The organism is Ruegeria sp. SATB045 (genome assembly GCF_059613525.1).
Map to the genome: position 1 here is coordinate 171,724 of NZ_JBXWSR010000024.1, position 22,312 is coordinate 194,035.

General features: G+C 60.1%; 20 protein-coding genes. 9 read left to right on the plus strand and 11 right to left on the minus strand.

The window, feature by feature from the left end; translation table 11 throughout:
- Positions 1 to 44 precede the first annotated feature (44 nt).
- Positions 45 to 1,043 (plus strand): asparaginase, encoded by a 999-nt coding sequence (locus tag AC2FNR_RS13770; RefSeq protein WP_496849529.1) that lies wholly within the window; start codon positions 45 to 47, stop codon positions 1,041 to 1,043.
- Between the two features lie 3 nt (positions 1,044 to 1,046).
- Here AC2FNR_RS13770 and AC2FNR_RS13775 read toward each other — a convergent pair whose 3' ends face one another.
- The 8 genes from AC2FNR_RS13775 to hutI form a co-directional block, all read right to left on the minus strand.
- Positions 1,047 to 1,367 carry a YciI family protein gene (locus AC2FNR_RS13775; protein ID WP_170355453.1) on the minus strand — a complete coding sequence of 107 codons (321 nt, stop codon included), beginning with the start codon at positions 1,365 to 1,367 and terminating at the stop codon, positions 1,047 to 1,049.
- A 22-nt stretch (positions 1,368 to 1,389) separates the two neighbouring features.
- The gene (locus tag AC2FNR_RS13780) at positions 1,390 to 1,818 is read right to left on the minus strand and encodes an SRPBCC family protein (protein ID WP_496849531.1); all 429 of its coding nucleotides are present in this window, start codon (positions 1,816 to 1,818) and stop codon (positions 1,390 to 1,392) included.
- On the minus strand, positions 1,806 to 2,135 hold the full coding sequence (locus AC2FNR_RS13785) for an ArsR/SmtB family transcription factor (protein WP_170754677.1): 330 nt from the start codon (positions 2,133 to 2,135) through the stop codon (positions 1,806 to 1,808). The genes AC2FNR_RS13780 and AC2FNR_RS13785 overlap by 13 nt, the downstream gene beginning before the upstream one ends.
- Positions 2,136 to 2,181: 46 nt before the next feature.
- Positions 2,182 to 3,060 (minus strand): phosphoserine phosphatase SerB, encoded by an 879-nt coding sequence (serB, locus tag AC2FNR_RS13790; protein ID WP_496849533.1) that lies wholly within the window; start codon positions 3,058 to 3,060, stop codon positions 2,182 to 2,184.
- Between the two features lie 70 nt (positions 3,061 to 3,130).
- Positions 3,131 to 4,813: a urocanate hydratase gene (gene hutU, locus AC2FNR_RS13795; protein ID WP_496849534.1), complete on the minus strand. Its 1,683-nt coding sequence runs from the start codon at positions 4,811 to 4,813 to the stop codon at positions 3,131 to 3,133.
- Complete coding sequence (gene hutG, locus AC2FNR_RS13800; protein ID WP_496849536.1) at positions 4,810 to 5,607, minus strand: N-formylglutamate deformylase; 798 nt, start codon at positions 5,605 to 5,607, stop codon at positions 4,810 to 4,812. The genes hutU and hutG overlap by 4 nt, the downstream gene beginning before the upstream one ends.
- Complete coding sequence (gene hutH / locus AC2FNR_RS13805) at positions 5,607 to 7,136, minus strand: histidine ammonia-lyase (protein WP_496849538.1); 1,530 nt, start codon at positions 7,134 to 7,136, stop codon at positions 5,607 to 5,609. Before hutH ends, hutG begins: the two co-directional genes overlap by 1 nt.
- Positions 7,136 to 8,341 (minus strand): imidazolonepropionase, encoded by a 1,206-nt coding sequence (hutI, locus tag AC2FNR_RS13810; RefSeq protein ID WP_496849539.1) that lies wholly within the window; start codon positions 8,339 to 8,341, stop codon positions 7,136 to 7,138. Before hutI ends, hutH begins: the two co-directional genes overlap by 1 nt.
- Positions 8,342 to 8,422: 81 nt before the next feature.
- Here hutI and AC2FNR_RS13815 point away from each other — a divergent pair, with 81 nt between their 5' ends.
- The 3 genes from AC2FNR_RS13815 to AC2FNR_RS13825 all read left to right on the plus strand — a co-directional run bounded on the left by AC2FNR_RS13815 (position 8,423) and on the right by AC2FNR_RS13825 (position 12,099).
- On the plus strand, positions 8,423 to 9,775 hold the full coding sequence (locus AC2FNR_RS13815; RefSeq protein WP_496849541.1) for a formimidoylglutamate deiminase: 1,353 nt from the start codon (positions 8,423 to 8,425) through the stop codon (positions 9,773 to 9,775).
- Between the two features lie 26 nt (positions 9,776 to 9,801).
- Positions 9,802 to 10,506: a histidine utilization transcriptional repressor HutC gene (hutC, locus tag AC2FNR_RS13820; RefSeq protein ID WP_496849543.1), complete on the plus strand. Its 705-nt coding sequence runs from the start codon at positions 9,802 to 9,804 to the stop codon at positions 10,504 to 10,506.
- 81 nt (positions 10,507 to 10,587) lie between these two features.
- On the plus strand, positions 10,588 to 12,099 hold the full coding sequence (locus AC2FNR_RS13825; protein ID WP_496849545.1) for a malonate--CoA ligase: 1,512 nt from the start codon (positions 10,588 to 10,590) through the stop codon (positions 12,097 to 12,099).
- Here the strand turns inward: AC2FNR_RS13825 and AC2FNR_RS13830 are convergent.
- From AC2FNR_RS13830 to AC2FNR_RS13840, 3 genes are all read right to left on the minus strand, one after another.
- Positions 12,092 to 12,817 (minus strand): metallophosphoesterase family protein, encoded by a 726-nt coding sequence (locus AC2FNR_RS13830; RefSeq protein WP_496849547.1) that lies wholly within the window; start codon positions 12,815 to 12,817, stop codon positions 12,092 to 12,094. The two genes, AC2FNR_RS13825 and AC2FNR_RS13830, sit on opposite strands and share 8 nt — an antisense overlap.
- 113 nt (positions 12,818 to 12,930) lie before the next feature.
- Positions 12,931 to 14,526: a phosphoglycerate dehydrogenase gene (gene serA, locus AC2FNR_RS13835; protein WP_496849549.1), complete on the minus strand. Its 1,596-nt coding sequence runs from the start codon at positions 14,524 to 14,526 to the stop codon at positions 12,931 to 12,933.
- Positions 14,527 to 14,597: 71 nt separating this feature from the next.
- Positions 14,598 to 15,752, minus strand: coding sequence for a phosphoserine transaminase (locus tag AC2FNR_RS13840; RefSeq protein ID WP_496849551.1), 1,155 nt, complete (start codon positions 15,750 to 15,752; stop codon positions 14,598 to 14,600).
- Positions 15,753 to 16,037: 285 nt separating this feature from the next.
- Here AC2FNR_RS13840 and AC2FNR_RS13845 point away from each other — a divergent pair, with 285 nt between their 5' ends.
- The 5 genes from AC2FNR_RS13845 (at position 16,038) to AC2FNR_RS13865 (ending at position 22,307) form a co-directional block, all read left to right on the plus strand.
- Positions 16,038 to 16,622 (plus strand): ANTAR domain-containing response regulator, encoded by a 585-nt coding sequence (locus AC2FNR_RS13845; RefSeq protein ID WP_170754698.1) that lies wholly within the window; start codon positions 16,038 to 16,040, stop codon positions 16,620 to 16,622.
- The gene (locus AC2FNR_RS13850) at positions 16,619 to 17,791 is read left to right on the plus strand and encodes an ABC transporter substrate-binding protein (protein WP_170754700.1); all 1,173 of its coding nucleotides are present in this window, start codon (positions 16,619 to 16,621) and stop codon (positions 17,789 to 17,791) included. Before AC2FNR_RS13845 ends, AC2FNR_RS13850 begins: the two co-directional genes overlap by 4 nt.
- Positions 17,792 to 18,063: 272 nt before the next feature.
- Positions 18,064 to 19,431, plus strand: a complete 1,368-nt coding sequence (locus AC2FNR_RS13855) for a CmpA/NrtA family ABC transporter substrate-binding protein (protein ID WP_480866580.1) — start codon at positions 18,064 to 18,066, stop codon at positions 19,429 to 19,431.
- A 99-nt stretch (positions 19,432 to 19,530) separates the two neighbouring features.
- Positions 19,531 to 20,616 (plus strand): ABC transporter permease, encoded by a 1,086-nt coding sequence (locus AC2FNR_RS13860; protein WP_480866582.1) that lies wholly within the window; start codon positions 19,531 to 19,533, stop codon positions 20,614 to 20,616.
- Between the two features lie 5 nt (positions 20,617 to 20,621).
- Positions 20,622 to 22,307 (plus strand): ABC transporter ATP-binding protein, encoded by a 1,686-nt coding sequence (locus AC2FNR_RS13865; protein ID WP_496849555.1) that lies wholly within the window; start codon positions 20,622 to 20,624, stop codon positions 22,305 to 22,307.
- Positions 22,308 to 22,312 lie beyond the last annotated feature (5 nt).

The following is a 22,312-nucleotide window of genomic DNA, read 5'->3' on the forward strand; positions in this document are numbered from 1 at the left end:
AAAGGGCGATTGGCAGAATTTTGCGCATGTTTAGGAGGGTTCGCATGACACAAGCCGTACCAATGACAGAACTGTGGCGTGGACCCCTGTTGGAAAGCCTACATCTTGGGCATGCGGTGATCTGCGACGATACCGGCCAGATCGTTCAAAGTTGGGGGGACCCGAACGCTGTGATCTATCCGCGATCCTCGGCCAAGATGATTCAGGGGCTGCCGCTGATCACCTCGGGTGCTGCGGCAAAATACGGGCTGAATTCGGAACACTTGGCGCTGGCCTGCGCCTCGCATAGCGGTGCACATATCCACACGGATCGCGTCTCGGCCTGGTTGGACCATCTGGGTCTGGCGGAACCCGATCTTCGCTGCGGCCCGCAAGAGCCACAGGACATGGCTGCGCGCGACGGGTTAATTTTGGCCGACGACACGCCCTGTCAGATTCACAACAACTGCTCAGGCAAGCATTGCGGGTTTCTGACCGTTGCTCAGCATATGGGCGCCGGACCGGAATATCTGGAAATCGACCACCCCGTACAACAAGCCTGCCTGTCCGCGCTGGAGGAAACAACCGGCGAGACCAGCCCTGCCTATGGGATTGACGGCTGCTCGGCCCCGAACTTTGCGACCTCGCTGGCGGGGCTGGCGCGTTCGATGGCGTGGTTTGCCAGCGCCTCGGATCGGTCAGATCGGGCCAGCGACGCGGCGCAACAGCTGACGGCCGCAATGATGAAACACCCCGAGCTGGTCGCCGGTGAAACCCGAGCCTGCACCGAACTGATGCGCGCCATGGGTGGTCGCGTTGCCATCAAAACCGGTGCCGAGGCCGTGTTCGTCGCGATCCTACCGGATAAGCGCATGGGCGTGGCACTGAAAATCACCGACGGCGCCACCCGCGCCAGCGAATGTGCCATTGCCGCGATTCTGGTCAGCTTGGGCGTGCTGGAGGCCGACCATCCAGCCACCTGCAAATTTCTGAACGCCGCGCAATACAGCCGTCGCGGGCTGGAATGCGGCGTGATCAAACCCGCACCGGGGTTCCCCAGCTAAAGGCTACATCTCAATCTCGTGAATCTCGGCCACTTCGACCGAACCGGATCCGTTCACAACCATCGGGCAGCCCTTGGCCATCTCGGTCGCAGCATCCATGCTGTCGGCTTTGACAACTGTGAAACCCGAGGCCGGATTGGCGCCGCCATTGTCGACAACACCGCTGCTGCTGACGGTGTAAGACTGGCCAACCGGGTTTCCGGGGATATCCAGTGCTTCGCCCATTCCGCCAAACCACGCGCCCCAGGCGGCCATGGTCGCTTCGATTTCAGCGGGGTCGGTCGGGGTATGACCGCCGTGATAAACAAATAGAAACTGTGGCATTTATTTCCTCCCTGATGAAATCCTATGTCAGCTGTGCCGCTAGCTTGTTCAGCGTCGACGTCCAGCCTTTGCTGTGGTTCGCTGCGATTTCGTCATCGCCCAGCTCGCGGTGGTCGATGATCAACTTTGCACCCTCTTCTGCTGCCTCGACCACCAACATCACATGGCTTTCGGCTCCGCGCTGGTCCTGATCGTCATGCCAGCCCCATGTGAACCCAACTGATTTGGGCGGATCGACATGCGTCACGTGACCCGAAACCTTGAACCGCTGCCCTTCGCCATTTTGCATCACCGAATACCACGGCCCCGTGCGAGAGAAATCCAGGTTGTGCTCGGGCACATGCATCCCTTCGGGTCCCCACCACTGCAGAAGCTTGTCGGGGGTACTGATCCACGCATACAGATCGTCCGGTGCAAGCGGGTAAGCGCGCTCCAGTTTCAAATCGGCCATGAGGTCTCCTTTTCGATTGCATCACCCAGGCGGTCCAGGCTGCTTTCCCAGAATTGACGTTTCGAGATGGTCCATTCCGCAATCGCCCGCAGCCCCTCGGCGCGGATCGAATACATCCGCTGGCTGCCCTGCACGCGCTGATTTATCAGCCCCGCCTCGCGCAGCAGTTTCAAATGGCGCGAGATCGCGGCGCCGGACATGCCGCGTCCTTCGATCAGGTCTCCGGCAGGTAATTCTCCATCCTGCATAAGCTGCTCGACGATGGAAAATCGCGTTGCGTCAGACAACGCGGAAAATGTGGTCAGAAGAGTGTTCATGACCATTGTTTAACATTTTTGTTAAATAAAAGAAAGCCGCGCTGTGTTAACCGGCCGCAAACTCAGATCGTGCATAGCCCTGCAGGAACAACAAAGCCGAAAGATCTCCGTGGCTTACCCGCACCTGACACTGTCCCGCGACCGAGGGCTTGGCGTGCAGCGCCACCCCGGTTCCAGCCCGGCCCAGCATACCCAGATCATTCGCGCCATCGCCCACGGCGATCACATCCGATTCGGACAGACCCAACCGCGCAGTGATCTGTTCCAAAGCATCCACCTTGGCCTGACGACCCAGGATGGGACGCCCGACATCACCGGTCAGCTTGCCGCCCTCGGCAAGCAGCGTGTTGGCGCGGTTCTCATCAAAGCCCAGTTCGGCCCCAACCTTGGACGTAAAGGCCGTGAACCCGCCCGACACTAATGCGGCATAACCCCCATTCGCCCGCATGGTCCCAACAAGTTCCTTGCCACCCGGCATCAGGGTAATTCGCTCGGCCAGCACCTTGTCGATCACGGCCTCGTCCAAACCTTTCAGCAACCCGACACGCTCGGTCAGAGCGCCCTCGAAATCCAGCTCGCCGTTCATGGCCCGCGCGGTGATGTCCTTGACGCGCTCGCCAACGCCCGCCTCATCGGCCAGTTCGTCGATGCATTCCTGCTGAATCATGGTGCTGTCCATATCGGCCAGCAGCATCTTCTTGCGGCGACCGTCGGCGGGTTGGACCACCAGATCGACACCCATGTTCTGCAAATCAGCCCACACGTCCCACTGATTATCCGGCAAGCCCGCCAGCGAAAACTCTGCGGCTTCATCCGGGCTCAACCACTGCACATCTCCGCCGCCCCAAGCATTGCGCAGGGAGTCGACCAACGCCTGATCAAACGTGTTCTTCTCGGGGTTGGTCAAAAGGGTGGCAACATACATCTTCAATCTCCGGCAAGCTCACCTGCGAGATATCGCAGGTGCAGCATTTTCGCCAGAGGACAGATGCGCCCTAGCCCAGAATACCCGGCAACCGCAGCCCATGCGCACGGGCGCAATCCTTCGCCGCCTCATACCCGGCATCCGCATGACGCCACACGCCCGAGGCCGGATCGTTCCACAACACCCGCTCTAACCGCCGCGCGGCGTCCTCGGTCCCGTCAGCGCAGATCACCACACCCGCGTGCTGACTGAAGCCCATGCCAACGCCGCCGCCATGGTGCAGCGACACCCATGTCGCCCCGCTGGCTGTGTTGATCAACGCATTCAGCAAAGGCCAGTCACTGACCGCATCTGAGCCATCAAGCATCGCCTCGGTCTCGCGGTTCGGGCTGGCGACCGAACCGCTGTCCAAGTGATCCCGCCCGATCACTATAGGGGCCCTTAGTTCACCATTGGCCACCATCTCATTGAAGGCGAGCCCAGCACGATGCCGATCCCCAAGCCCGATCCAGCAGATACGCGCGGGCAAACCCTGAAACGCGATGCGGTCCTGCGCCATATCGAGCCAGCGATGCAGGTGCTCGTTCTCGGGGAACAGCTCTTTCATCTTGGCGTCGGTTTTGTAGATATCCTCGGGGTCGCCGGATAGGGCGCACCAGCGGAACGGGCCGATCCCTTTGCAGAACAGCGGGCGTATGTAAGCAGGGACAAAACCGGGGAAGGCAAAGGCGTTTTCCAGCCCTTCATCCTGCGCCACCTGGCGGATGTTGTTGCCGTAATCCAGTGTCGGGACGCCTGCATTCCAGAAATCAACCATGGCCGCGACATGCTGTTTCATAGACGCACGTGCGGCTTTTTCCACCGACTTAGGCTCTGTTTCGCGCTTTTCCCGCCACTGTGCCATGGACCAGCCGATAGGCAGGTATCCATTGATCGGGTCATGGGCGCTGGTCTGATCGGTAACGATATCGGGGCGCATGCCCCCCTCGGCCATGCGACGGTAGATCTCGGGGAAAACCTCGGCGGCATTGCCCAGCAGACCGACGGATTTCGCCTCACCGGCTTTGGTCCAGCGGTCGATCATCTCAAGCGCTTCGTCCAGCGTCTCGGCCTTTTCATCCAGGTATTTGGTGCGCAGGCGGAAGTCGATGCTGTCGGGGTTGCATTCCACCGCCAGACAACAAGCCCCGGCAAAGACGGCCGCCAGAGGCTGCGCGCCGCCCATACCACCCAAGCCGCCGGTCAGAATCCACTTGCCGGTCAGGTCGCCGCCATAGTGCTGACGCCCGGCCTCGGCAAAGGTCTCATAGGTTCCCTGAACGATGCCCTGCGTGCCGATATAGATCCACGAGCCGGCCGTCATCTGGCCGTACATCATCAGGCCCTTCTTATCGAGCTCGTTGAAGTGATCCCAGTTGGCCCAATGCGGCACGATGTTGGAATTGGCGATCAGAACGCGCGGTGCATCCTTGTGGGTGCGGATGATGGCCACGGGCTTGCCAGACTGGACAATCAGAGTCTCGTCCTCTTCCAGATCCTTCAAACCCTCAACAATAGTGTCGAAATCCTGCCATGTACGTGCGGCGCGACCAATCCCGCCATAAACCACCAACTCATGCGGATTCTCGGCCACGTCCGGGTGCAGGTTGTTCATCAGCATCCGCAAAGGCGCTTCGGTCATCCAGCTTTTGGCGTTCAGCTCTGGCCCAGTCGGCGGATAGATATCTCGCGCGTTCTTACGGGGATCGTTCATGGCGTAAGCTCCAATACTGTGTCTTGGATGGCATCCAGAATATCGCGCAACCACGGGCGCAGACGGTCGGCCTTCGCAGTGTCATAGCGCCACGGCGCGCGCTCGGCGGTTAGGTACGCGGACTGCGCAATCTCCATTTGAATGGCGTGTACACATTCGCTCGGTCGACCGTAGTGCCGAGTGGTCCACCCGCCGCGAAAACGTCCGTTCAAAACGGTGCTATACGGCGACGAGTCCGCAAATTCGTACGCAACAGCCTCGATTTCCGGCGCGCAGGTCGTTCCGCCGTCTGTTCCAATGTTCAAGTCTGGCAGAACACCGTCAAACAGGAACGGAATGCGACTGCGGATCGAATGGCAATCAAACAAGACCGCCACGCCATGCTTGGCCCTGACGCGATCCAGCTCTGCCGCAAGCGCCGCGTGGTACGGAGCGTGGTATGCGCTGCACCTTTTCTGGACCTCATCGGCTGAGGGCACCTGACCGGCTTGCCAGATCGGCTGACCGTCAAAACCCGTCTCGGGCACGAGCGTTGTCGTATTCTGCCCAGGATAAAGCGAGGCACCTTCGGGATCGCGATTTGCATCAACGACATAGCGGTGGATATGAGATTGCACCACGGTCGCACCCGGCAATAGCCCGTCATAGAGCCTGTTTATGTGCCAATCCGTATCTGTCAGCGCAGCGCCCGCTGCGTTCAATCGCCCAGCTATTTCGTTCGGAACCAACGTCCCGCCGTGCGGTTGGCCTAGCACAACCGGGCTGTCACCTTGTTGGACACCAACGACCTGCATCAGCGCAACTCTGGCATCGGGTTGCCAGCCGCCTTCAGAATGTCACCGCGCGCTACCAGTGCTTTCGCTGTCTCAAGGTCTGGCGCCATATAGCGATCCTGATCCAATGTAGGCACCTCGCGGCGTAGTCGGTTGATGACTTGCTGCAGCGGGGCGCTGGTCGCCAACGGCGCGCGAAACTCGACGCCCTGCGCGGCGCACAACAATTCTACCCCAAGGATGTAGGTCAGGTTTTCGACCATCCGTCCCAACCGCCGCGCCCCATGCGCAGCCATCGAAACGTGATCTTCCTGATTTGCAGAGGTCGGCGTGCTGTCGGTGACGCATGGGTTGGCAAGATGCTTGTTCTCGCTCATCAATGCGGCAGTGGTGACTTCGGCGATCATAAGGCCCGAGTTCAAGCCCGGATCGGGTGTCAGGAAGGGTGGCAGATCAAAGCTCAGCGCAGGGTCCACCATGAGGGCGATCCTGCGCTGCGCGATCGCGCCGATCTCGGACAGCGCCAACGCGATCATGTCAGCGGCAAATCCAACGGGTTCAGCGTGGAAATTCCCACCAGAGACTATCGCATCTTCAAGAACCAACGGGTTGTCAGTGGCGGCATTTGCCTCGATTTCCAAAGTCGCAGCGGCCTGACGTATGACGTCCATCGCCGCCCCCGTGACCTGTGGCTGGCATCTGATGCAATAGGGATCCTGCACACGACTGTCTCCCTCGCGATGACTTTCGCGAATCTCTGACCCGGCCAGCACAGCGCGCATGGCGCTGGCGGCTTCGGTCTGGCCGCGATGTCCGCGCAGGGTGTGGATTTCGGGCCGCAAAGGGGCCGTAGATCCCATGATCGCATCAGTGGACAAGGCCGAAATGACGAGCGCAGTTTGCGCCGCTTGCCAGGCTTCGAACATGCCCGCCAAAGCGTAGGCTGTCGAAAACTGAGTGCCGTTGATCAAGGCCAACCCCTCTTTTGGGCCCAGCGCAACAGGTTCTAACCCTGCCGCTTTCAACGCGTCACGCCCCGGCATCATCTTGCCGTTCCAGTCGGCCTCACCCTCGCCAATCAGGACCGCCGCCATATGGGCCAAGGGTGCCAGATCACCAGACGCGCCGACCGACCCCTGCGCCGGAACGACCGGGATAACATCGTGTGCCAGCATGTCTTGCAACAGCGCAATCAGTTGCCATCGAACGCCCGACGCGCCGCGGCCGAAGGACAGCAGTTTCAGCGACATCATAAGCCGAACTATACGGCGCGGGACAGACGGCCCAACACCGCAACAATGGCTGAGGATCAGGTTGCGCTGCAAAACCGCAGTATCCTTGGGGGCGATCTTGTGGCTGGCCAGCTTCCCGAACCCGGTGTTGACGCCATAGACGGCCACGTCGCCCTCGGCGGCGTGCTGAACGCGCTGTGATGCGCGCTGCACGGCAGTTTCGCAGGCAGGGTCCAGTCGCACAGATGGCCGATTCCAGTAGATCTTGGCCAATTCCGAAAGGGTTACGCCTCCGGGTGTTACGGTGAGGTGCGCCATCACATCCCTCCGAAGATTCGCTGGTGGAGGGGATTGAACCCGATCCGATACGCCAGTTCAGCCGGGTGCCGCACATCCCAGACAGCCAGATCCGCCCGTTTGCCCACAGTGATTTCGCCCGTGTCCTGTAAGCCCAGCGCACGCGCCGCATTCCGGGTCACACCAGCCAGCGCCTCTTCGGGCGTCAGGCGGAACATGGTGCACCCCATATTCATCGTCAGCAACAAAGACGTCAGCGGAGACGACCCCGGATTGCAATCTGTCGCCAATGCCATCGGCACGGATTTGTCTCGCAGTCTGTTCACGGGCGGAACCTGAGTTTCGCGTAGCGTGTAAAACGCGCCCGGCAAAAGCACGGCTACCGTGCCCGCCTCCGCCATGGCCGCGACACCGTCCTCATCCAGATATTCCACATGATCAGCCGACAGTGCTCCGTAACTGGCAGCTAATCTGGCCCCGCCAAGATTGGACAGTTGTTCAGCATGCAGCTTAACCGGCAGACCAAGAGATTGCGCCTCATCAAAGACAAGCGCCATCTGGGCGGGGGTGAAGGCAATGCCCTCACAGAAACCGTCAACCGCATCCACGAGCCCTTCGGCGTGGGCTGCGTGCAGGGTCGGGATACAAACCTCGGTCAAATAGTCTTTGGGGCGGGACTTGTACTCGGGCGGAACAGCATGCGCGCCAAGAAAGGTGGTCTTCACGCGCATCGGGCGCAGTTTTTCTATTTTTCGTGCAACCCGAAGCATTTTCAGTTCGGTTTCTACGTCCAACCCGTATCCCGATTTCACCTCGACACAGCTGACACCTTCAGACACCAAAGCATCAGCACGGGTCAAAGCGTCGGACAACAGCGCCTCTTCGGATGCCGCGCGGGTGGCGCTCACAGTCGACAGAATGCCCCCTCCGGCGCGCGCGATCTGTTCATACGATGCACCGTTCAACCGCATCTCGAATTCAGCCGCCCTGTTGCCCCCGAACACCAGATGCGTATGCGCGTCGATCAAGGCCGGGGTCACCAGCCTTTCACCATAATCCGTGGCCTCCCAGCCCGAGAATCGCTCGGGCAACTCATTTTTCGATCCGACCCAGACAATCCGACCACCCTCGATCGCGATCGCTGAGTCCACGCACAAACCGTAGGGCTCCCGGTCGCACTCCATGGTTGCGACATTTCCCGCAAAAATGACCATATTTGTCATCATCGAAGCTCTTTTCGGTTTCCGTGGTTGTTTATTTTTAAGTATACTTATAAAAATTTAAAGTCTACACAAATTGGATATGCCATGACGATCCACGCGAAGACAGCCTTGTTGGGAACGGGATGGGCTAAGAACATACGAGTCCACGTTCGGAATCGCCGGATATCCGGACTTGAAACCAGCGCGGCAGTCTCTGGGGATACCTGCGTCGACCTTTTGCTGCCGGCGCCGGGAAACCTGCATAGCCATGCGTTTCAACGCGCCATGGCCGGCATGACCGAAACCCGAGCGGCAGGGCGTGAAAGCTTTTGGACCTGGCGCACCTTGATGTATCGATTTCTCGACAGGCTGACGCCCGATCAAATCCAGGCCATAGCTGCGCTGACGTATGTGGAGATGCAAGAGGCCGGCTTTGCCGCAGTTGGTGAGTTCCACTATGTCCATCACCAGCCCGGCGGGCAGCCCTATGACACGCTGTCCGAACTGAGCCAACGAATCTTTGCCGCAGCGGATCAAACCGGGATCGGCTTGACACACCTGCCGGTCCTTTATTCCTACGGGGGCGTACAGCAACAGGCTTTAGAGGGCGGGCAGTTGCGATTTGGGAACAGCTTGGACCGCTATTGTGACCTGACCGAAGAGTGCCGCACGATCCTGCCGCATGCAGACAGCAGGATCGGTGTTGCGCCTCATTCGCTGAGGGCGACCTCGCCCGGTGACCTGAAACAGCTGATGCAACTGGACCCAACTGGCCCGGTCCACATCCACATCGCTGAACAGGTACAAGAGGTTACCGATGTCGAGGCCGCATTAGGCCAACGCCCTGTGGCTTGGCTGTTGGACAATATGGATGTCGACCAAAGATGGTGTCTGATCCACGCCACCCACATGACCGATGCCGAAACCCGCATGCTGGCGCGATCCGGGGCTGTAGCAGGGCTGTGTCCGATAACCGAGGCGAACCTTGGCGACGGTATTTTCAACGGCTCCGCCTTTATCAACGAAGGGGGTCGGTTTGGTGTTGGTTCCGACTCTAACATCAGAATTTCACTGCCCGCAGAACTGCGAATGTTGGAGTATTCGCAACGCTTGCGCGACCGCGAACGCGCTGTTCTGGTTCGCGGAGAAGGGTCCGTGGGCCATGCGCTTTATACAGGCGCCACCAGCGGAGCAGCGCAGGCGTTGGATCGGGATTCTGGTTCGATAGCCATTGGTAAGTTGGCCGATCTTGTGGCCTTCGATCGCTCCCATCCGTCCTTATGGCCGCTGACGGATGATCAGGTACTGGACGGGCTGTGTTTTGCGGGCCCCGATGGGTTGGTCACGGATCTTTGGTCCGCCGGGCGGCACATGGTGCGCGAAGGCCGCCATGTCGCACGCGACCGCATTGTAGATACCTACCGCGCTGCGATTGCCGAGCTGCTGACTGACGTCTAAAACGAATCCCTGAAAGCAGGACGCACATGACCCAGACATCCGAGACCACCAGCTACAAGGACATCAAGAGAACGGTCCTGTCTCGTATTCGGTCCGGGGATTGGGGGCCGGATTCTCTGCTGCCCAACGAACAGGATCTGGCCGCCGAGTTTTCATGCACCCGCACCACAGTGAACCGCGCCCTGCGCGAACTGGCCGACGAAGGATATCTTGAGCGTCGACGCAAAGCAGGCACACGGGTTCTGAGCGCCCCTCAGAGGCAAGCCAGATTTACCATTCCGATGGTCCGAGACGAGGTTGAGGCCCTTGGCGGGACCTATCGCTATGCGTTGGTCTCTTCGGCTCAGGAAAACGCGCCCGACTGGCTGGCGGCCCGGCTGGCATTGCGTACGGGGCAACCGGTGATGCATGTCAGGTGCATGCACTTTTCGGGCAACACGCCGTTTCAATACGAAGACCGTTGGATCGTCGTCGATAGCGTTCCGCAAGTGATGCAAGCGGATTTCTCGCAGATCGGACCGAATGAATGGCTGATCCAGACAGTACCTTTCACAAATGTCGAACTGACGTTCCTGGCCAGCCGTGCCGACGCAATGGTTGCCGGATTTCTGGACGTTCCTGAAGGCGAGCCCGTTTTCACCGGTGAGCGCATCACTTGGCTGGAAGGCCAGCCTGTAACTTTCGCCAAGATGTATTTCGCGGCCGGCTACCGCATGACGACGCAGTTCTGATTTCGTCACGAATTGGCTTTACCGTCCTGCCGATCCGCGCCAGATTTCCACGAAATTGATCTGGCGAAAGGAACATCTGTCATGAGCAACCCGCTTTACGATCGCTTGTTCGGCATTCACGCGGGCAAAGACACACCGTTCCTGCATCTTCCGAACGGTCAGACTGTGACTCATGCCGATTTTCTGGACATGTCAGCCCGGCTGGCCAATGCGCTGATCGGGTATGAGCTTGAGCCCGGCGACCGTGTGGCTGTTCAGGTCGAAAAATCCCCCGAGGCGCTGGCGCTGTACGCCGCCTGCGCGCAGGCCGGACTGATCTTTTTGCCTCTCAATACCGGCTACACCACGGCCGAGCTGCAATATTTCATCGAAAACAGCGAAGCCGCGCTAGTGGTTTGCGATGACGCGAAATCCAAGGGTCTGGCCCCCATTGCCACTGCCCAAAACGCCCGGCTGGAAACACTGAACGCCGATGGATCGGGCAGTTTCATGCGACGCGCGCTTGGGATGCTGCCCGCGTTTGAACCCGTGCGCCGGTCCGAGGAAGATCTGGCCGCCTTACTGTATACCTCAGGGACAACCGGGCGCTCCAAGGGAGCGATGCTGTCGCAGGCCAACCTGCTGTCGAACGCGGAAACGCTGGTGCGGGAATGGCGGTTCAGCGCAGATGATGTGCTGCTGCACGCCTTGCCGATTTTCCACACGCACGGGCTGTTTGTGGCGACGAATGTTGTGCTGGCTTCGGGCGGGTCGATGATCTTTCTGCCCAAGTTCGATCTGGATGACATGATGCGCCTGATGCCGCAGGCGACGTCAATGATGGGGGTGCCGACCTTCTACACCCGCCTGTTGGGGGATGATCGGTTCACCGGTGATCTGGCCCGGCATATGCGGCTGTTCATCTCGGGCTCAGCCCCGTTGCTGGCGGAAACCCATGAGCGGTTCGAAACCCGTACCGGCCACCGCATTCTTGAACGATACGGCATGACCGAGACCAACATGAACACCTCAAACCCCTATGACGGTGAGCGCCGCGCCGGTACTGTCGGTTTCCCCCTGCCCGATGTCGAATTGAAAGTGACCGACCCCGACAGCGGCGAGACCCTGCCGCTGGGTGAGATCGGCATGATCGAAGTGCGCGGCCCAAACGTGTTTCAGGGCTATTGGCAAATGCCCGAGAAAACCGCCGCCGAACTGCGCGAGGATGGGTTTTTCATCACCGGCGATCTGGGGCGCGTGGACGAGGATGGCTATGTCCATATCGTCGGGCGCGGCAAAGATCTGATCATCTCGGGCGGGTTCAACATCTATCCCAAGGAACTTGAGATGCTACTGGACGACCAGCCCGGCGTTCTGGAAAGCGCCGTGATCGGCGTGCCGCACCCGGATTTCGGCGAAACCCCCGTGGGCCTGCTGGTGGCGGAACCAGGCGCGACTCTTGATCTGGACGCGATCATGGCCCGTGCGCAGGCCGAACTGGCCCGTTTCAAACATCCTCGCAAGCTGATCGTTCTGGACGAGCTGCCGCGTAACACGATGGGAAAGGTGCAGAAAAACGCCCTGCGCGAGCGTTTCGCCGAGCTGTTTACCTAAGCGGCACGCGTCCGTTTGGGCCCAAAAGCCAGCACTTACGCCCCTCAAACACCGCCGTGGCCAATGAACGGCCGTAACCTGCGCCCGCATCCAGATTGACCCGGTTGCCGCAATGCTCGGCCTGATCGACAGGCGTGTGACCATGGACAATCAGCCACGGATGCGGCGCGGCTTCGATCAGGAATTCGTTGCGGATCCAGATCAGGTCATTCTCGGATTGCTGCTCCAGCGGAAGGCCCGGTCGGATACCCGCGTGAACGAACAGCATTTCGCCCTCTTGGTGATAGTTCGGCAGAGCATTGAGGAAATCCAGATGCTGCGGTGGAACAGTCTCGACCGCGCGTTGATGGACATGGATGATGCGGTCATTGTCGGTGACATCCACACCGTAAGAGGCCAATGTCTCGCGCCCGCCCAAACGCGGATGCAACCAACTGAGCGTGACCGGCAAGTGGCTGTCCGCGACCTCGCAATCCTGCACGAACCGCGCCATCATCCGGTCGTGATTGCCCCGGACCATGACCCAGTTACAACCCGCACGCTGACCTTCGTTCAACAGGTCAAGAACGCCGCGACTGCTCGGACCACGATCAACATAGTCACCAAGAAAGACCACACGCGCATCCGGCCCGCCATCCGCTTCGATCCGCGCCAGGGCGTCTTTCAGCATGTCAAGCTGCCCGTGGATATCTCCGATGGCATAGATGGGGGGCGTCACGGCTTTACCTTTCCTGAAACTCTGCTGTCTTGTGGCGCATCTGAGTAACTTAAAAAAGACAATGCCCGCGCATTCATCGGCGCGGGCATCAGTTGTTTCCGCTTTGCCGCAGATCAGGCCACGTCAAATACCAAAGGCTTGATCTGAGTGAACAGCCCGGTTTCGGCCAGCTTGGCGCGCGCTTCAGCCGGGACCGGCTCATCGACATAGAGCAGCGCGATGGCCTCGCCCCCTGCCTCAGACCGACCAAGGGTAAAGTTCGCGATATTCACATCGTTCTCGCCCATCGTCTGACCCAGCGCACCGATGATGCCCGGCACGTCTTCGTTGGTGGTATAGAGCATATGCGCCCCGACCTCGGCGTCGATATTGATGCCCTTAATCTGGATGAACCGGGGCTTGCCATCGCTGAACACTGTCCCACCGATCGAACGTTCGCGTTTCGAGGTGACAACGGTGACTTTGATATAACCCTCAAACGCACCGGACTTGTCCTGATTGGTGGTCGAAATCTTGATCCCGCGTTCCTTGGCAACGACCGGCGCCGAGACCATGTTCACATCGGGATTGACCTTTTTCATGATCCCCGCAACCACGGCGCAGTTCAGCGCGGCCAGGTTCATCTCGGCGGCCACACCATCATAGAGGATGTTGATCGCCTTGATCGGTTCATCCGTCATCTGGCCGATGAATCCACCCAAATGCCCGGCCAGCTTGATCCACGGGCCCATGATCTTGGCCTCTTCGGCGGTGACGCTGGGCATGTTCAGAGCGTTTTCAACAGCCCCGGTCAGCAGATAGTTCGAGATTTGCTCGGCCACCTGCAACGCTACGTTTTCCTGCGCCTCGGTCGTGGCGGCGCCCAAATGCGGCGTGCAGACGACGTTGGGCAGGTTGAACAAAGCGTTTTCCTTGGCCGGTTCCTCGCTGAACACGTCAAAGGCCGCACCAGCCACATGGCCCGATTGCAGCATCTCGGCCAGCGCGTCCTCATCAACCAGACCCCCACGAGCACAATTGACGATGCGCACGCCCTTCTTGGTCTTGGCCAGATTCTCGCGGCTCAGGATGTTGCGGGTCTGGTCGGTCAGAGGCACGTGCAAAGTGATGAAATCGGCGCGGGCCAGCAGGTCATCCAGTTCGACCTTTTCAACACCCATCTTGGCGGCTTTCTCTTCGCTGAGATAGGGATCATAGGCGACGACCTTCATCTTCAGGCCCAGCGCGCGCTCACAAACGATGCCGCCAATGTTGCCTGCACCAATGACACCGAGGGTCTTGTTGGTCAGCTCAATCCCCATGAATTTGGACTTTTCCCACTTGCCGGCGTGGGTCGAGGCGCTGGCCTCGGGGATTTGCCGCGCCACGGCGAACATCATCGCAATGGCATGTTCGGCGGTGGTGATCATGTTGCCGAACGGCGTGTTCATCACGATCACGCCTTTTTTCGAGGCCGCTTCCTTGTCGACATTGTCTGTGCCAATCCCGGCGCGACCGATCACTTTAAGATTGTCGGCTTTCTCCAACAGGGTCGGCGTGACCTTGGTGGCCGAGCGGATGGCAAGGCCGTCATACTGACCGATCACCTCGGCCAGCTTGTCTTTGTCCTTGCCCAGATCGGGCATGAAATCCACATCAATGCCGCGATCGCGGAAAATCTGCACGGCGGTTTCGCTGAGCTTGTCAGATACGAGTACTTTGGGGGCCATTTCTCTGGTCCTTGAATATAGGGAGATGTCCGGGCCACAGGCGGGCCCAGATTTTTCGTCGAAAAATCTTGTCAGGCGGCTGCCGATTGCGCAGCGATCTCGGCCTCAAAGGCCCAGGCCAGCCAGGGCAGCATGGCCTGAATGTCCGAGGTCTCGACCGTGCCGCCGCACCAGATGCGCAGGCCCGCAGGGGCATCGCGATAGGCACCTATGTCCAGCGCAATATTCTCGGCTTCCAGCCGTTTGGCCACGGCCTTGGCAAAGGTCGCGCCATCCTGAATGCGAGGATCGGTGAATTTCAGGCAGACGGACGTGTTCGATTGCGTCGCCACATCCTCGGCCAGATTGGCGATCCAGTCGTTCTGGTCACAAAACGCATGCACCGCTCCGGCATTGGCATCGGCGCGGGCGATCAGGCCCTGCAAGCCACCCACCGAGCGCGCCCAGTCCAGCGCAAACAGGTAATCCTCTACCGCCAGCATCGAAGGCGTGTTGATCGTGGCCCCGGTGAAAATGCTATCAATCAGCTTGCCGCCTTTGGTCAGGCGGAAAATCTTGGGCAGCGGCCATGCGGGGGTGTAGCTTTCCAGTCGCTCCACCGCACGCGGGCTGAGGATCAGCATGCCATGCGCTGCTTCACCACCCAGCACCTTTTGCCAGCTAAACGTAGTCACATCCAGCTTGTCCCACGGCAGGTCCATCGCAAAGGCAGCCGAGGTTGCATCACAGATCGTCAGACCCTGACGGTCATCCGCGATCCAGTCGCCATTGGGTACTCGCACGCCCGAGGTCGTGCCGTTCCACGTAAACACCACATCGTTGACGAAATCGACCGAGGCCAGATCGACGATCTGTCCGTACTCCGCCGTTTTCACCTCGGCGTCGATTTTCAGTTGCTTGACCACGTCGGTGACCCAACCGGCACCAAAGCTTTCCCACGCCAGCATCTCGACCTTGCGTTCGCCCAGCAGCGACCAAAGCGCCATCTCGACCGCGCCGGTGTCCGATGCGGGAACGATACCGATTTTGTAATCCGCCGGAATACCCAGCACCTCGCGCGTGCCTTCGATGGCCGCTTTCAGCTTGTCCTTGCCCACGGCAGCACGGTGCGACCGGCCCAGCGCGGCATCGGCCAACTTGTTCAGATCAAATGTGGGGGGTTTGGCGCAGGGGCCCGAGGAAAAACGCGGATTCGCCGGCCGCGTAGCCGGTTGTTCAATGCTCATGTGTATTACCCTTCCAGATACACGCCCCTCGTTGGGGAGGGGTGTCCCGCCGCCACACCTAGAAACCCCTCGGCAGTGCAGCAAGCAGAAAAGACGTTTGAATGCCGAAAAACGACATCACTTTTCGCTCCGCACACGGTCATAGGTTTCCGATAGGCGAAAAGATTTGCGCGCCATGAACATTCACGCGGTGGGGTTGACTGTTTTTTAGGCACTCTGTCTCGCGTCCCGACGGAAAAGCCACCGAACTCTTGAGATCGCGCAGCCACCCGGTGAAAAGGTGCCATGCCAGACACCCTGACCATTGTCGTAGTAGAGGAAGACCGCGAGCGTGCGATTGCCATCGTCGACGCACTCAACGCGTCCGGGGCCTATGATGTGCACGTGATCGGCAATGTCTCCAGCCTTGCGCGCAAGATTGCCGCCTTGATTCCGGATGTGGTGCTGATCGACATCGACAACCCGACCCGCGATATGCTTGAGGAACTGACGCTTGCATCCGGGCCTCTAGAACGGCCCGTGGCCATGTTCGTCTCAGGCGCAGCCGGAGATCTGGCCTCGACCGCGATTGAGGCGGGCTTGTCGGCTTATGTGGTTGACGGGATGCAGCCGGATCGGCTGAAGCCCGTGCTGGATGCCGCCATCGCGCGGTTTCAGATCGTGCGCCAGATGCGCCGCGAACTGGCCGAAACCAAACGTGCGCTGGAGGAACGCAAGGTGATCGACCGCGCCAAGGGTCTGCTGATGAAGGCGCGCGGGGTTGAGGAAGAAGAGGCCTATGCCCTGCTGCGCAAGGCCGCGATGGATCAGGGCCGCCGCGTCGCCGACGTGGCCGAGGCGTTGGTCACGGCCTCGGGGCTGTTGTCATGAACGCTGTGACGCTGCCCGTTGCTTATGTTCCGCTGGTGGACGCCGCCCCCTTGATCGTGGCGCATGAGATGGGTCTGGCCCGGGCTGAAGGGATCGAACTGGACCTGATCGCAGCGCCCTCATGGTCATCCGTGCGCGATATGCTGGCCTTTGGGCGGGTGGATGCCGCGCACCTGCTGTCGCCGGTCCCTGTTGCCATGGCCTTGGGGCTGGGCGGGGTGACACAACCCTTGTCCGCCGTGTCGGTCCTATCGGTAAACGGCGATGTGATCGGTGTTAGCCGCGCGTTGGAGATCCGCTTGCGCGACGCAGGCTATGAGTTCGATTTCCGCGATCCGTTCAAGGCCGCTACTGCGCTGGCCTCGGTCGCGGATGGGCCATTGGTCTTCGGCGTGCCCTTCCCGTTCTCGCTGCATGTGGAACTTCTGCATTGCTGGCTTGAGGCCACCGAACTGTCCAAAATCGGGGTCGAGGTGCGCACCATCCCGCCGCCGCTGATGGCGCAGGCCTTGGCCGAGGGTGATGTGGATGCGTTCTGTGTGGGTGAACCCTGGGGTTCGGTCGCTGTGGAATCGCAGGCGGGGGCGTTACTGCTGCCCGGTCAGGCGATCTGGGCCTTTGCGCCGGAAAAGGTGCTGGCCGTGCGCACCGACTGGGCGGATACCGAGCCGCACCTGCTGGGCAAGCTGATGCGGGCCGTCTGGCGCGCCGGACGCTGGCTGGGCCAGCCGGGCAGCCACACCGCCGCCGCTGAAATCCTTGCCCGAGACACCTATCTGAACCTGCCTTCGGAACTGATCGACCGGGCGCTCTCGGGGCGCTTTACCATCACCGGCCACGCCGAACAGCGCGAGGTGCCGGGATTTGTCGAGTTCCACGACGGGGCCGCAAACTTCCCATGGCGCAGTCAGGCCAAGTGGATCGCCCACCGTCTGGCGCAAAGATACGGTCTGGACCCACATCTGGCGCTGGCCCAAGCGGGCAGCGTGTTCCGCAGCGATATCTACCGCAATCAACTAGCAGGATTGGGGGCCGATCTGCCCGGTGCGTCGGAAAAGCTGGAAGGCGCGATTCGTGAGACCACGCCCGTTGCTTCCCATAACGGGCAGCTGTCGCTAAAGCGGGATGCGTTCTTGGATGGGCGCATTTTTGATCCTCAGGATTTCTGACGCCTAAGAATTAGGCAGACGCGAGCGCAACACCGCGCGATTGCAGCATTTAACGCCGCGTTGCAGCAAAATCGCTTGATCGGCAACGGCGCATTTACCACTCTGGACCCATCGGCACACAAAGGCGTGTGTCGCAAGAATTCCTCCCAAAGTTTGGGAACGACTGAGCAAAGCCGCTCACTCTCTGGTCACCTCCTCCCGGCCAGAGCGTGCAGCGGCTTTTTGTTTTTCACCAACCCGGTTGACCGGGACCAAGAAAGGGACAGACCCACATGAAGAAATTGCTTGCAGGCCTTGTCGCAACCACCGCCCTGATCAGCCCCGCGTTGGCAGAAACGCTGGAGCTGGAGAAGGACGAACTGACCTTTGGCTTTATCAAACTGACCGACATGGCCCCGCTGGCTGTGGCCTATGAGAATGGGTACTTCCTGGATGAGGGCCTGTTCGTAACGCTCGAAGCGCAGGCCAACTGGAAAGTGCTACTGGACGGCGTGATCGACGGACAGCTGGACGGTGCGCACATGCTGGCCGGTCAGCCGCTGGCCGCGACGATCGGTTATGGCACCGAGGCGCATATCATCACCCCCTTTTCGATGGACCTGAACGGCAACGGCATCACCGTGTCGAACGAGGTCTGGGAAGAGATGAAGCCCAACATCCCGAAAATGGATGACGGTCGCCCGCAGCACCCGATCAGTGCCGAGGCTCTGGCCCCGGTGGTCGAGAAATACAAGTCCGAAGGCAAGCCCTTTAACATGGGCATGGTCTTCCCGGTTTCGACCCACAATTACGAACTGCGCTACTGGCTTGCCGCTGGCGGCCTGCATCCGGGCTATTACAGCCCTGAAAACGTAACCGGCCAGATCGGCGCGGATGTGTTCCTGTCGGTGACGCCTCCGCCACAAATGCCGGCCACATTGGAAGCAGGCACCATCTATGGCTATTGCGTAGGTGAACCGTGGAACCAGCAGGCCGTGTTCAAAGGCATCGGCGTGCCGGTCATCACCGATTATGAGCTGTGGAAGAACAACCCCGAAAAGGTCTTTGGCATAAATGCCGAGTTCGCCGAGCAGTACCCCAACACCACCCGCGCTGTTACCAAAGCTCTGATCCGCGCTGCGATGTGGCTGGATGAAAACGACAACGCCAACCGCCCCGCCGCGGTCGAGATGCTGAGCCAGCCGGAATATGTGGGTGCTGACTATGACGTGATCGCGAATTCGATGACCGGTACATTCGAGTACGAGAAAGGCGACAAGCGTGAAGTGCCCGATTTCAACGTCTTCTTCCGCTATAACGCGACCTACCCGTTCTATTCGGACGCCATCTGGTACCTGACCCAGATGCGCCGCTGGGGCCAGATCGCCGAACCGCAGACCGATGCCTGGTATGACGAGGTCGCCAAGTCCGTCTACCGCCCGGACATCTATCTGGACGCCGCCAAAATGCTGGTCGACGAAGGCCTGGCGAATGAGGCCGACTTCCCCTGGGACAGCGACGGCTACAAGGCCCCCACGCCCGCCGAGGATATCATCGACGGCATTCCCTATGACGCCCGTCAGCCCAACGCCTATCTGCAAAGCCTGCCGATCGGCCTGAAAGGCGAACAGGTCGTCGTCGGCACCGAAGTTCAGGGTTAACTCCCCTGCCTCCCGGCCCTTGGTGGCTGGGGGGCTTCCCCATTCACACAGAATTCCACCCCCGCCCGGCGCTGAACGACCGGGCCAGGAGACCGCAAGATGACAGCCATCGACCACGATACGCTATCCGCTGATGCTGAACGCGAGGCCCGACGCGCCCGCCTGTTCACCCGGATCAACGCCGCCGATAAATGGTTTCAGGTTCTGGGCTTGGCTTGGATCACCCCCATCCTGAAGGCCGGTGCAGGCGACAACCCGCGCGCGCAGATGGGCGAAATTTGGCGCCTGCTGGTCGTGCCTCTGCTGGCCATCTGTGCCTTTCTGGTTCTCTGGGGCACGTTGGCACCCAAGGTGCAAACCTCGCTGGGCGCAGTGCCTGGTCCGGCGCAGGTCTGGTCCGAAGCCATTAGCCTGCATCAGGACGCGCAGGCCAAGGCCGCCAAAAAGGCCAAGTTCGAGGCCATGGTTGAAAAGCGCAACCAGAAGTTCATCGACGCGGGCCAGCCCGAAAAAGTCAAAGAGGTCGCCTATACCGGCGCACCGAGTTATTACAACCAGATCTGGACCTCGATCAAAACCGTGTTCTTCGGGTTCCTGATCGCCACTATTGTCGCTGTGCCGCTGGGTATCGCTGCGGGCCTGTCACCCACCGCAAATGCGGCGCTGAACCCGCTGATCCAGATTTTCAAACCCGTCTCGCCGCTGGCCTGGTTGCCGATTGTGACTATGATCGTGTCGGCCGTTTACGTCACCAATGACGGCTGGTTCGCGAAATCCTTCCTGATCTCGGCCATCACCGTGACGCTGTGTTCTCTGTGGCCCACGCTGATCAACACCTCGCTGGGTGTGGCGTCGATCGACAAAGACTTGGTGAACGTCTCCAAAGTTCTGAAAATGAACACCTATACCAAGATCACCAAGCTGGTGCTGCCCTCGGCCCTGCCGCTGATCTTCACCGGCCTGCGTCTGTCGCTTGGCGTTGGCTGGATGGTTCTGATCGCGGCTGAAATGCTGGCGCAGAACCCCGGTCTGGGCAAGTTTGTCTGGGATGAGTTCCAGAACGGCTCGTCCAGCTCACTCGCCAAGATAATGGTTGCCGTCTTTACCATCGGCATCATTGGCTTCCTGCTGGATCGCGTGATGTATGCGCTGCAGTCGCTGTTTACCTTCTCGAACAACCGGTGACCCAAATGGCTGTGATCGACTTCAAGAATGTCAGCAAATCTTTTGGCACCGGCACCGCTGCGACGGATGTGCTGAAAGACATCAACCTCTCGGTTCAGGAAGGTGAATTCGTGGTACTGCTGGGCTTTTCTGGCACCGGTAAAACCACGCTGATCAACCTGATGGCGGGGATCGAATTCCCCTCCAAGGGCAGCGTAACCTTTCGCGACAAAGCCATCACCGGCCCCGCGCCGGAACGGGGGGTGATCTTTCAGAACTACTCGCTGATGCCGTGGCTGACGGTGACGGGCAATGTGCGGCTGGCCGTGGACGCGGTCTTTCCCAAGATGCCCAAGGCTGAGAAAGAGGAAAAGGTTGCCCACTACATCCGCATGGTCGGCCTTAGCCACGCCGCTGGTCGCCGCCCTGCCGAGCTGTCGGGTGGGATGCGGCAGCGGGTGAACGTGGCCCGCGCGCTGGCGATGGACCCCGAGGTTCTGCTGCTGGACGAGCCCTTGTCGGCGCTGGATGCATTGACCCGTGGCAATCTGGCGGAAGAGATCGAAAAGATCTGGGAGGCCGACCGCAAGACCTGTGTCCTGATCACCAATGACGTGGACGAAGCGATCCTGCTGGCCGACCGCATTATGCCGCTGAACCCCGATGGCACGTTGGGGACCGAGTTCAAGGTCTCGATCCCCCGCCCCCGCGACCGGTCCGCCATGAACCATGATGAGACGTTCAAGGCGCTGCGTGGCGAGGTCACGAAATACCTGATGGATGTGGGCATCGAGGCCAAGGTCGAAGGCACCAAGACCCTGCCCGACGTCACCCCGATCCACGGTGTACCGGCAGCGGTGAAAGAGGCGCAGTCGGGTCTGATCGAAGATCGCTATCTGGATTTCAGCCAGTTGCACAAGGTCTACCCCACGCCCAAAGGCCCGCTGACCGTGGTCGAGGATTTCAACCTGAAGCTCAACCGTGGAGAGTTCATCTCGCTGATCGGTCACTCGGGCTGTGGCAAGTCCACGGTGCTGACCATGGCCGCCGGTCTGAACGAAATCTCCAAGGGTGCGATCAAGCTGGATGGCCGCCACGTCGAAGGCGCAGACCCTGAACGCGCCGTGGTGTTCCAGTCGCCTTCGCTGTTCCCTTGGCTGACCGCCAAAGAAAACGTCTCGGTCGGTGTGGACCGCGTGTATCCGCGCGCCAGCCAGGCCGAGCGGCAGGATGTGGTGGAATATTACCTCGAACGGGTCGGTTTGGCCGACGCGATGGACAAATCCGCCGCCGACATGTCGAACGGGATGCGCCAGCGTGTTGGCATCGCCCGCGCCTTTGCCCTGTCGCCGAAACTGCTGCTGTTGGATGAACCCTTCGGGATGCTCGACAGCCTGACCCGATGGGAGCTGCAGGAGGTTTTGATGGAAGTCTGGTCACGTACCAAAGTGACCACCATCTGCGTCACCCATGATGTGGACGAGGCGATCCTGCTGGCCGACCGCGTGGTGATGATGACAAACGGCCCGCAGGCCACCATCGGCAAGATCACCAATGTCGACCTGCCGCGCCCGCGCACCCGCAAGGCGCTGCTGGCCCATCCCGACTACTACGAATACCGGCAAGAGGTGTTGGATTTCCTTGAGGAATACGAGCACGGCGCGAAACCCAAGCCCAAATCCCCTACCCCCAAAGCCATCGCTGCGGAGTGAATGAC

Coding starts and splice junctions, on each gene's coding strand:
- hutH (WP_496849538.1), bottom strand. CDS start 7,136: ATGGCGCACCTCACCGTAACACCCGGAGGCGTAACCCTTTCGGAATTG.
- serB (WP_496849533.1), bottom strand. CDS start 3,060: ATGTATGTTGCCACCCTTTTGACCAACCCCGAGAAGAACACGTTTGAT.
- AC2FNR_RS13770 (WP_496849529.1), top strand. CDS start 45: ATGACACAAGCCGTACCAATGACAGAACTGTGGCGTGGACCCCTGTTG.
- AC2FNR_RS13775 (WP_170355453.1), bottom strand. CDS start 1,367: ATGCCACAGTTTCTATTTGTTTATCACGGCGGTCATACCCCGACCGAC.
- AC2FNR_RS13825 (WP_496849545.1), top strand. CDS start 10,588: ATGAGCAACCCGCTTTACGATCGCTTGTTCGGCATTCACGCGGGCAAA.
- AC2FNR_RS13850 (WP_170754700.1), top strand. CDS start 16,619: ATGAACGCTGTGACGCTGCCCGTTGCTTATGTTCCGCTGGTGGACGCC.
- hutI (WP_496849539.1), bottom strand. CDS start 8,341: ATGATGACAAATATGGTCATTTTTGCGGGAAATGTCGCAACCATGGAG.
- AC2FNR_RS13785 (WP_170754677.1), bottom strand. CDS start 2,135: ATGAACACTCTTCTGACCACATTTTCCGCGTTGTCTGACGCAACGCGA.
- AC2FNR_RS13840 (WP_496849551.1), bottom strand. CDS start 15,752: ATGAGCATTGAACAACCGGCTACGCGGCCGGCGAATCCGCGTTTTTCC.
- hutU (WP_496849534.1), bottom strand. CDS start 4,813: ATGAACGATCCCCGTAAGAACGCGCGAGATATCTATCCGCCGACTGGG.
- AC2FNR_RS13845 (WP_170754698.1), top strand. CDS start 16,038: ATGCCAGACACCCTGACCATTGTCGTAGTAGAGGAAGACCGCGAGCGT.
- hutC (WP_496849543.1), top strand. CDS start 9,802: ATGACCCAGACATCCGAGACCACCAGCTACAAGGACATCAAGAGAACG.
- AC2FNR_RS13855 (WP_480866580.1), top strand. CDS start 18,064: ATGAAGAAATTGCTTGCAGGCCTTGTCGCAACCACCGCCCTGATCAGC.
- AC2FNR_RS13865 (WP_496849555.1), top strand. CDS start 20,622: ATGGCTGTGATCGACTTCAAGAATGTCAGCAAATCTTTTGGCACCGGC.
- hutG (WP_496849536.1), bottom strand. CDS start 5,607: ATGCAGGTCGTTGGTGTCCAACAAGGTGACAGCCCGGTTGTGCTAGGC.
- AC2FNR_RS13815 (WP_496849541.1), top strand. CDS start 8,423: ATGACGATCCACGCGAAGACAGCCTTGTTGGGAACGGGATGGGCTAAG.
- AC2FNR_RS13780 (WP_496849531.1), bottom strand. CDS start 1,818: ATGGCCGATTTGAAACTGGAGCGCGCTTACCCGCTTGCACCGGACGAT.
- serA (WP_496849549.1), bottom strand. CDS start 14,526: ATGGCCCCCAAAGTACTCGTATCTGACAAGCTCAGCGAAACCGCCGTG.
- AC2FNR_RS13860 (WP_480866582.1), top strand. CDS start 19,531: ATGACAGCCATCGACCACGATACGCTATCCGCTGATGCTGAACGCGAG.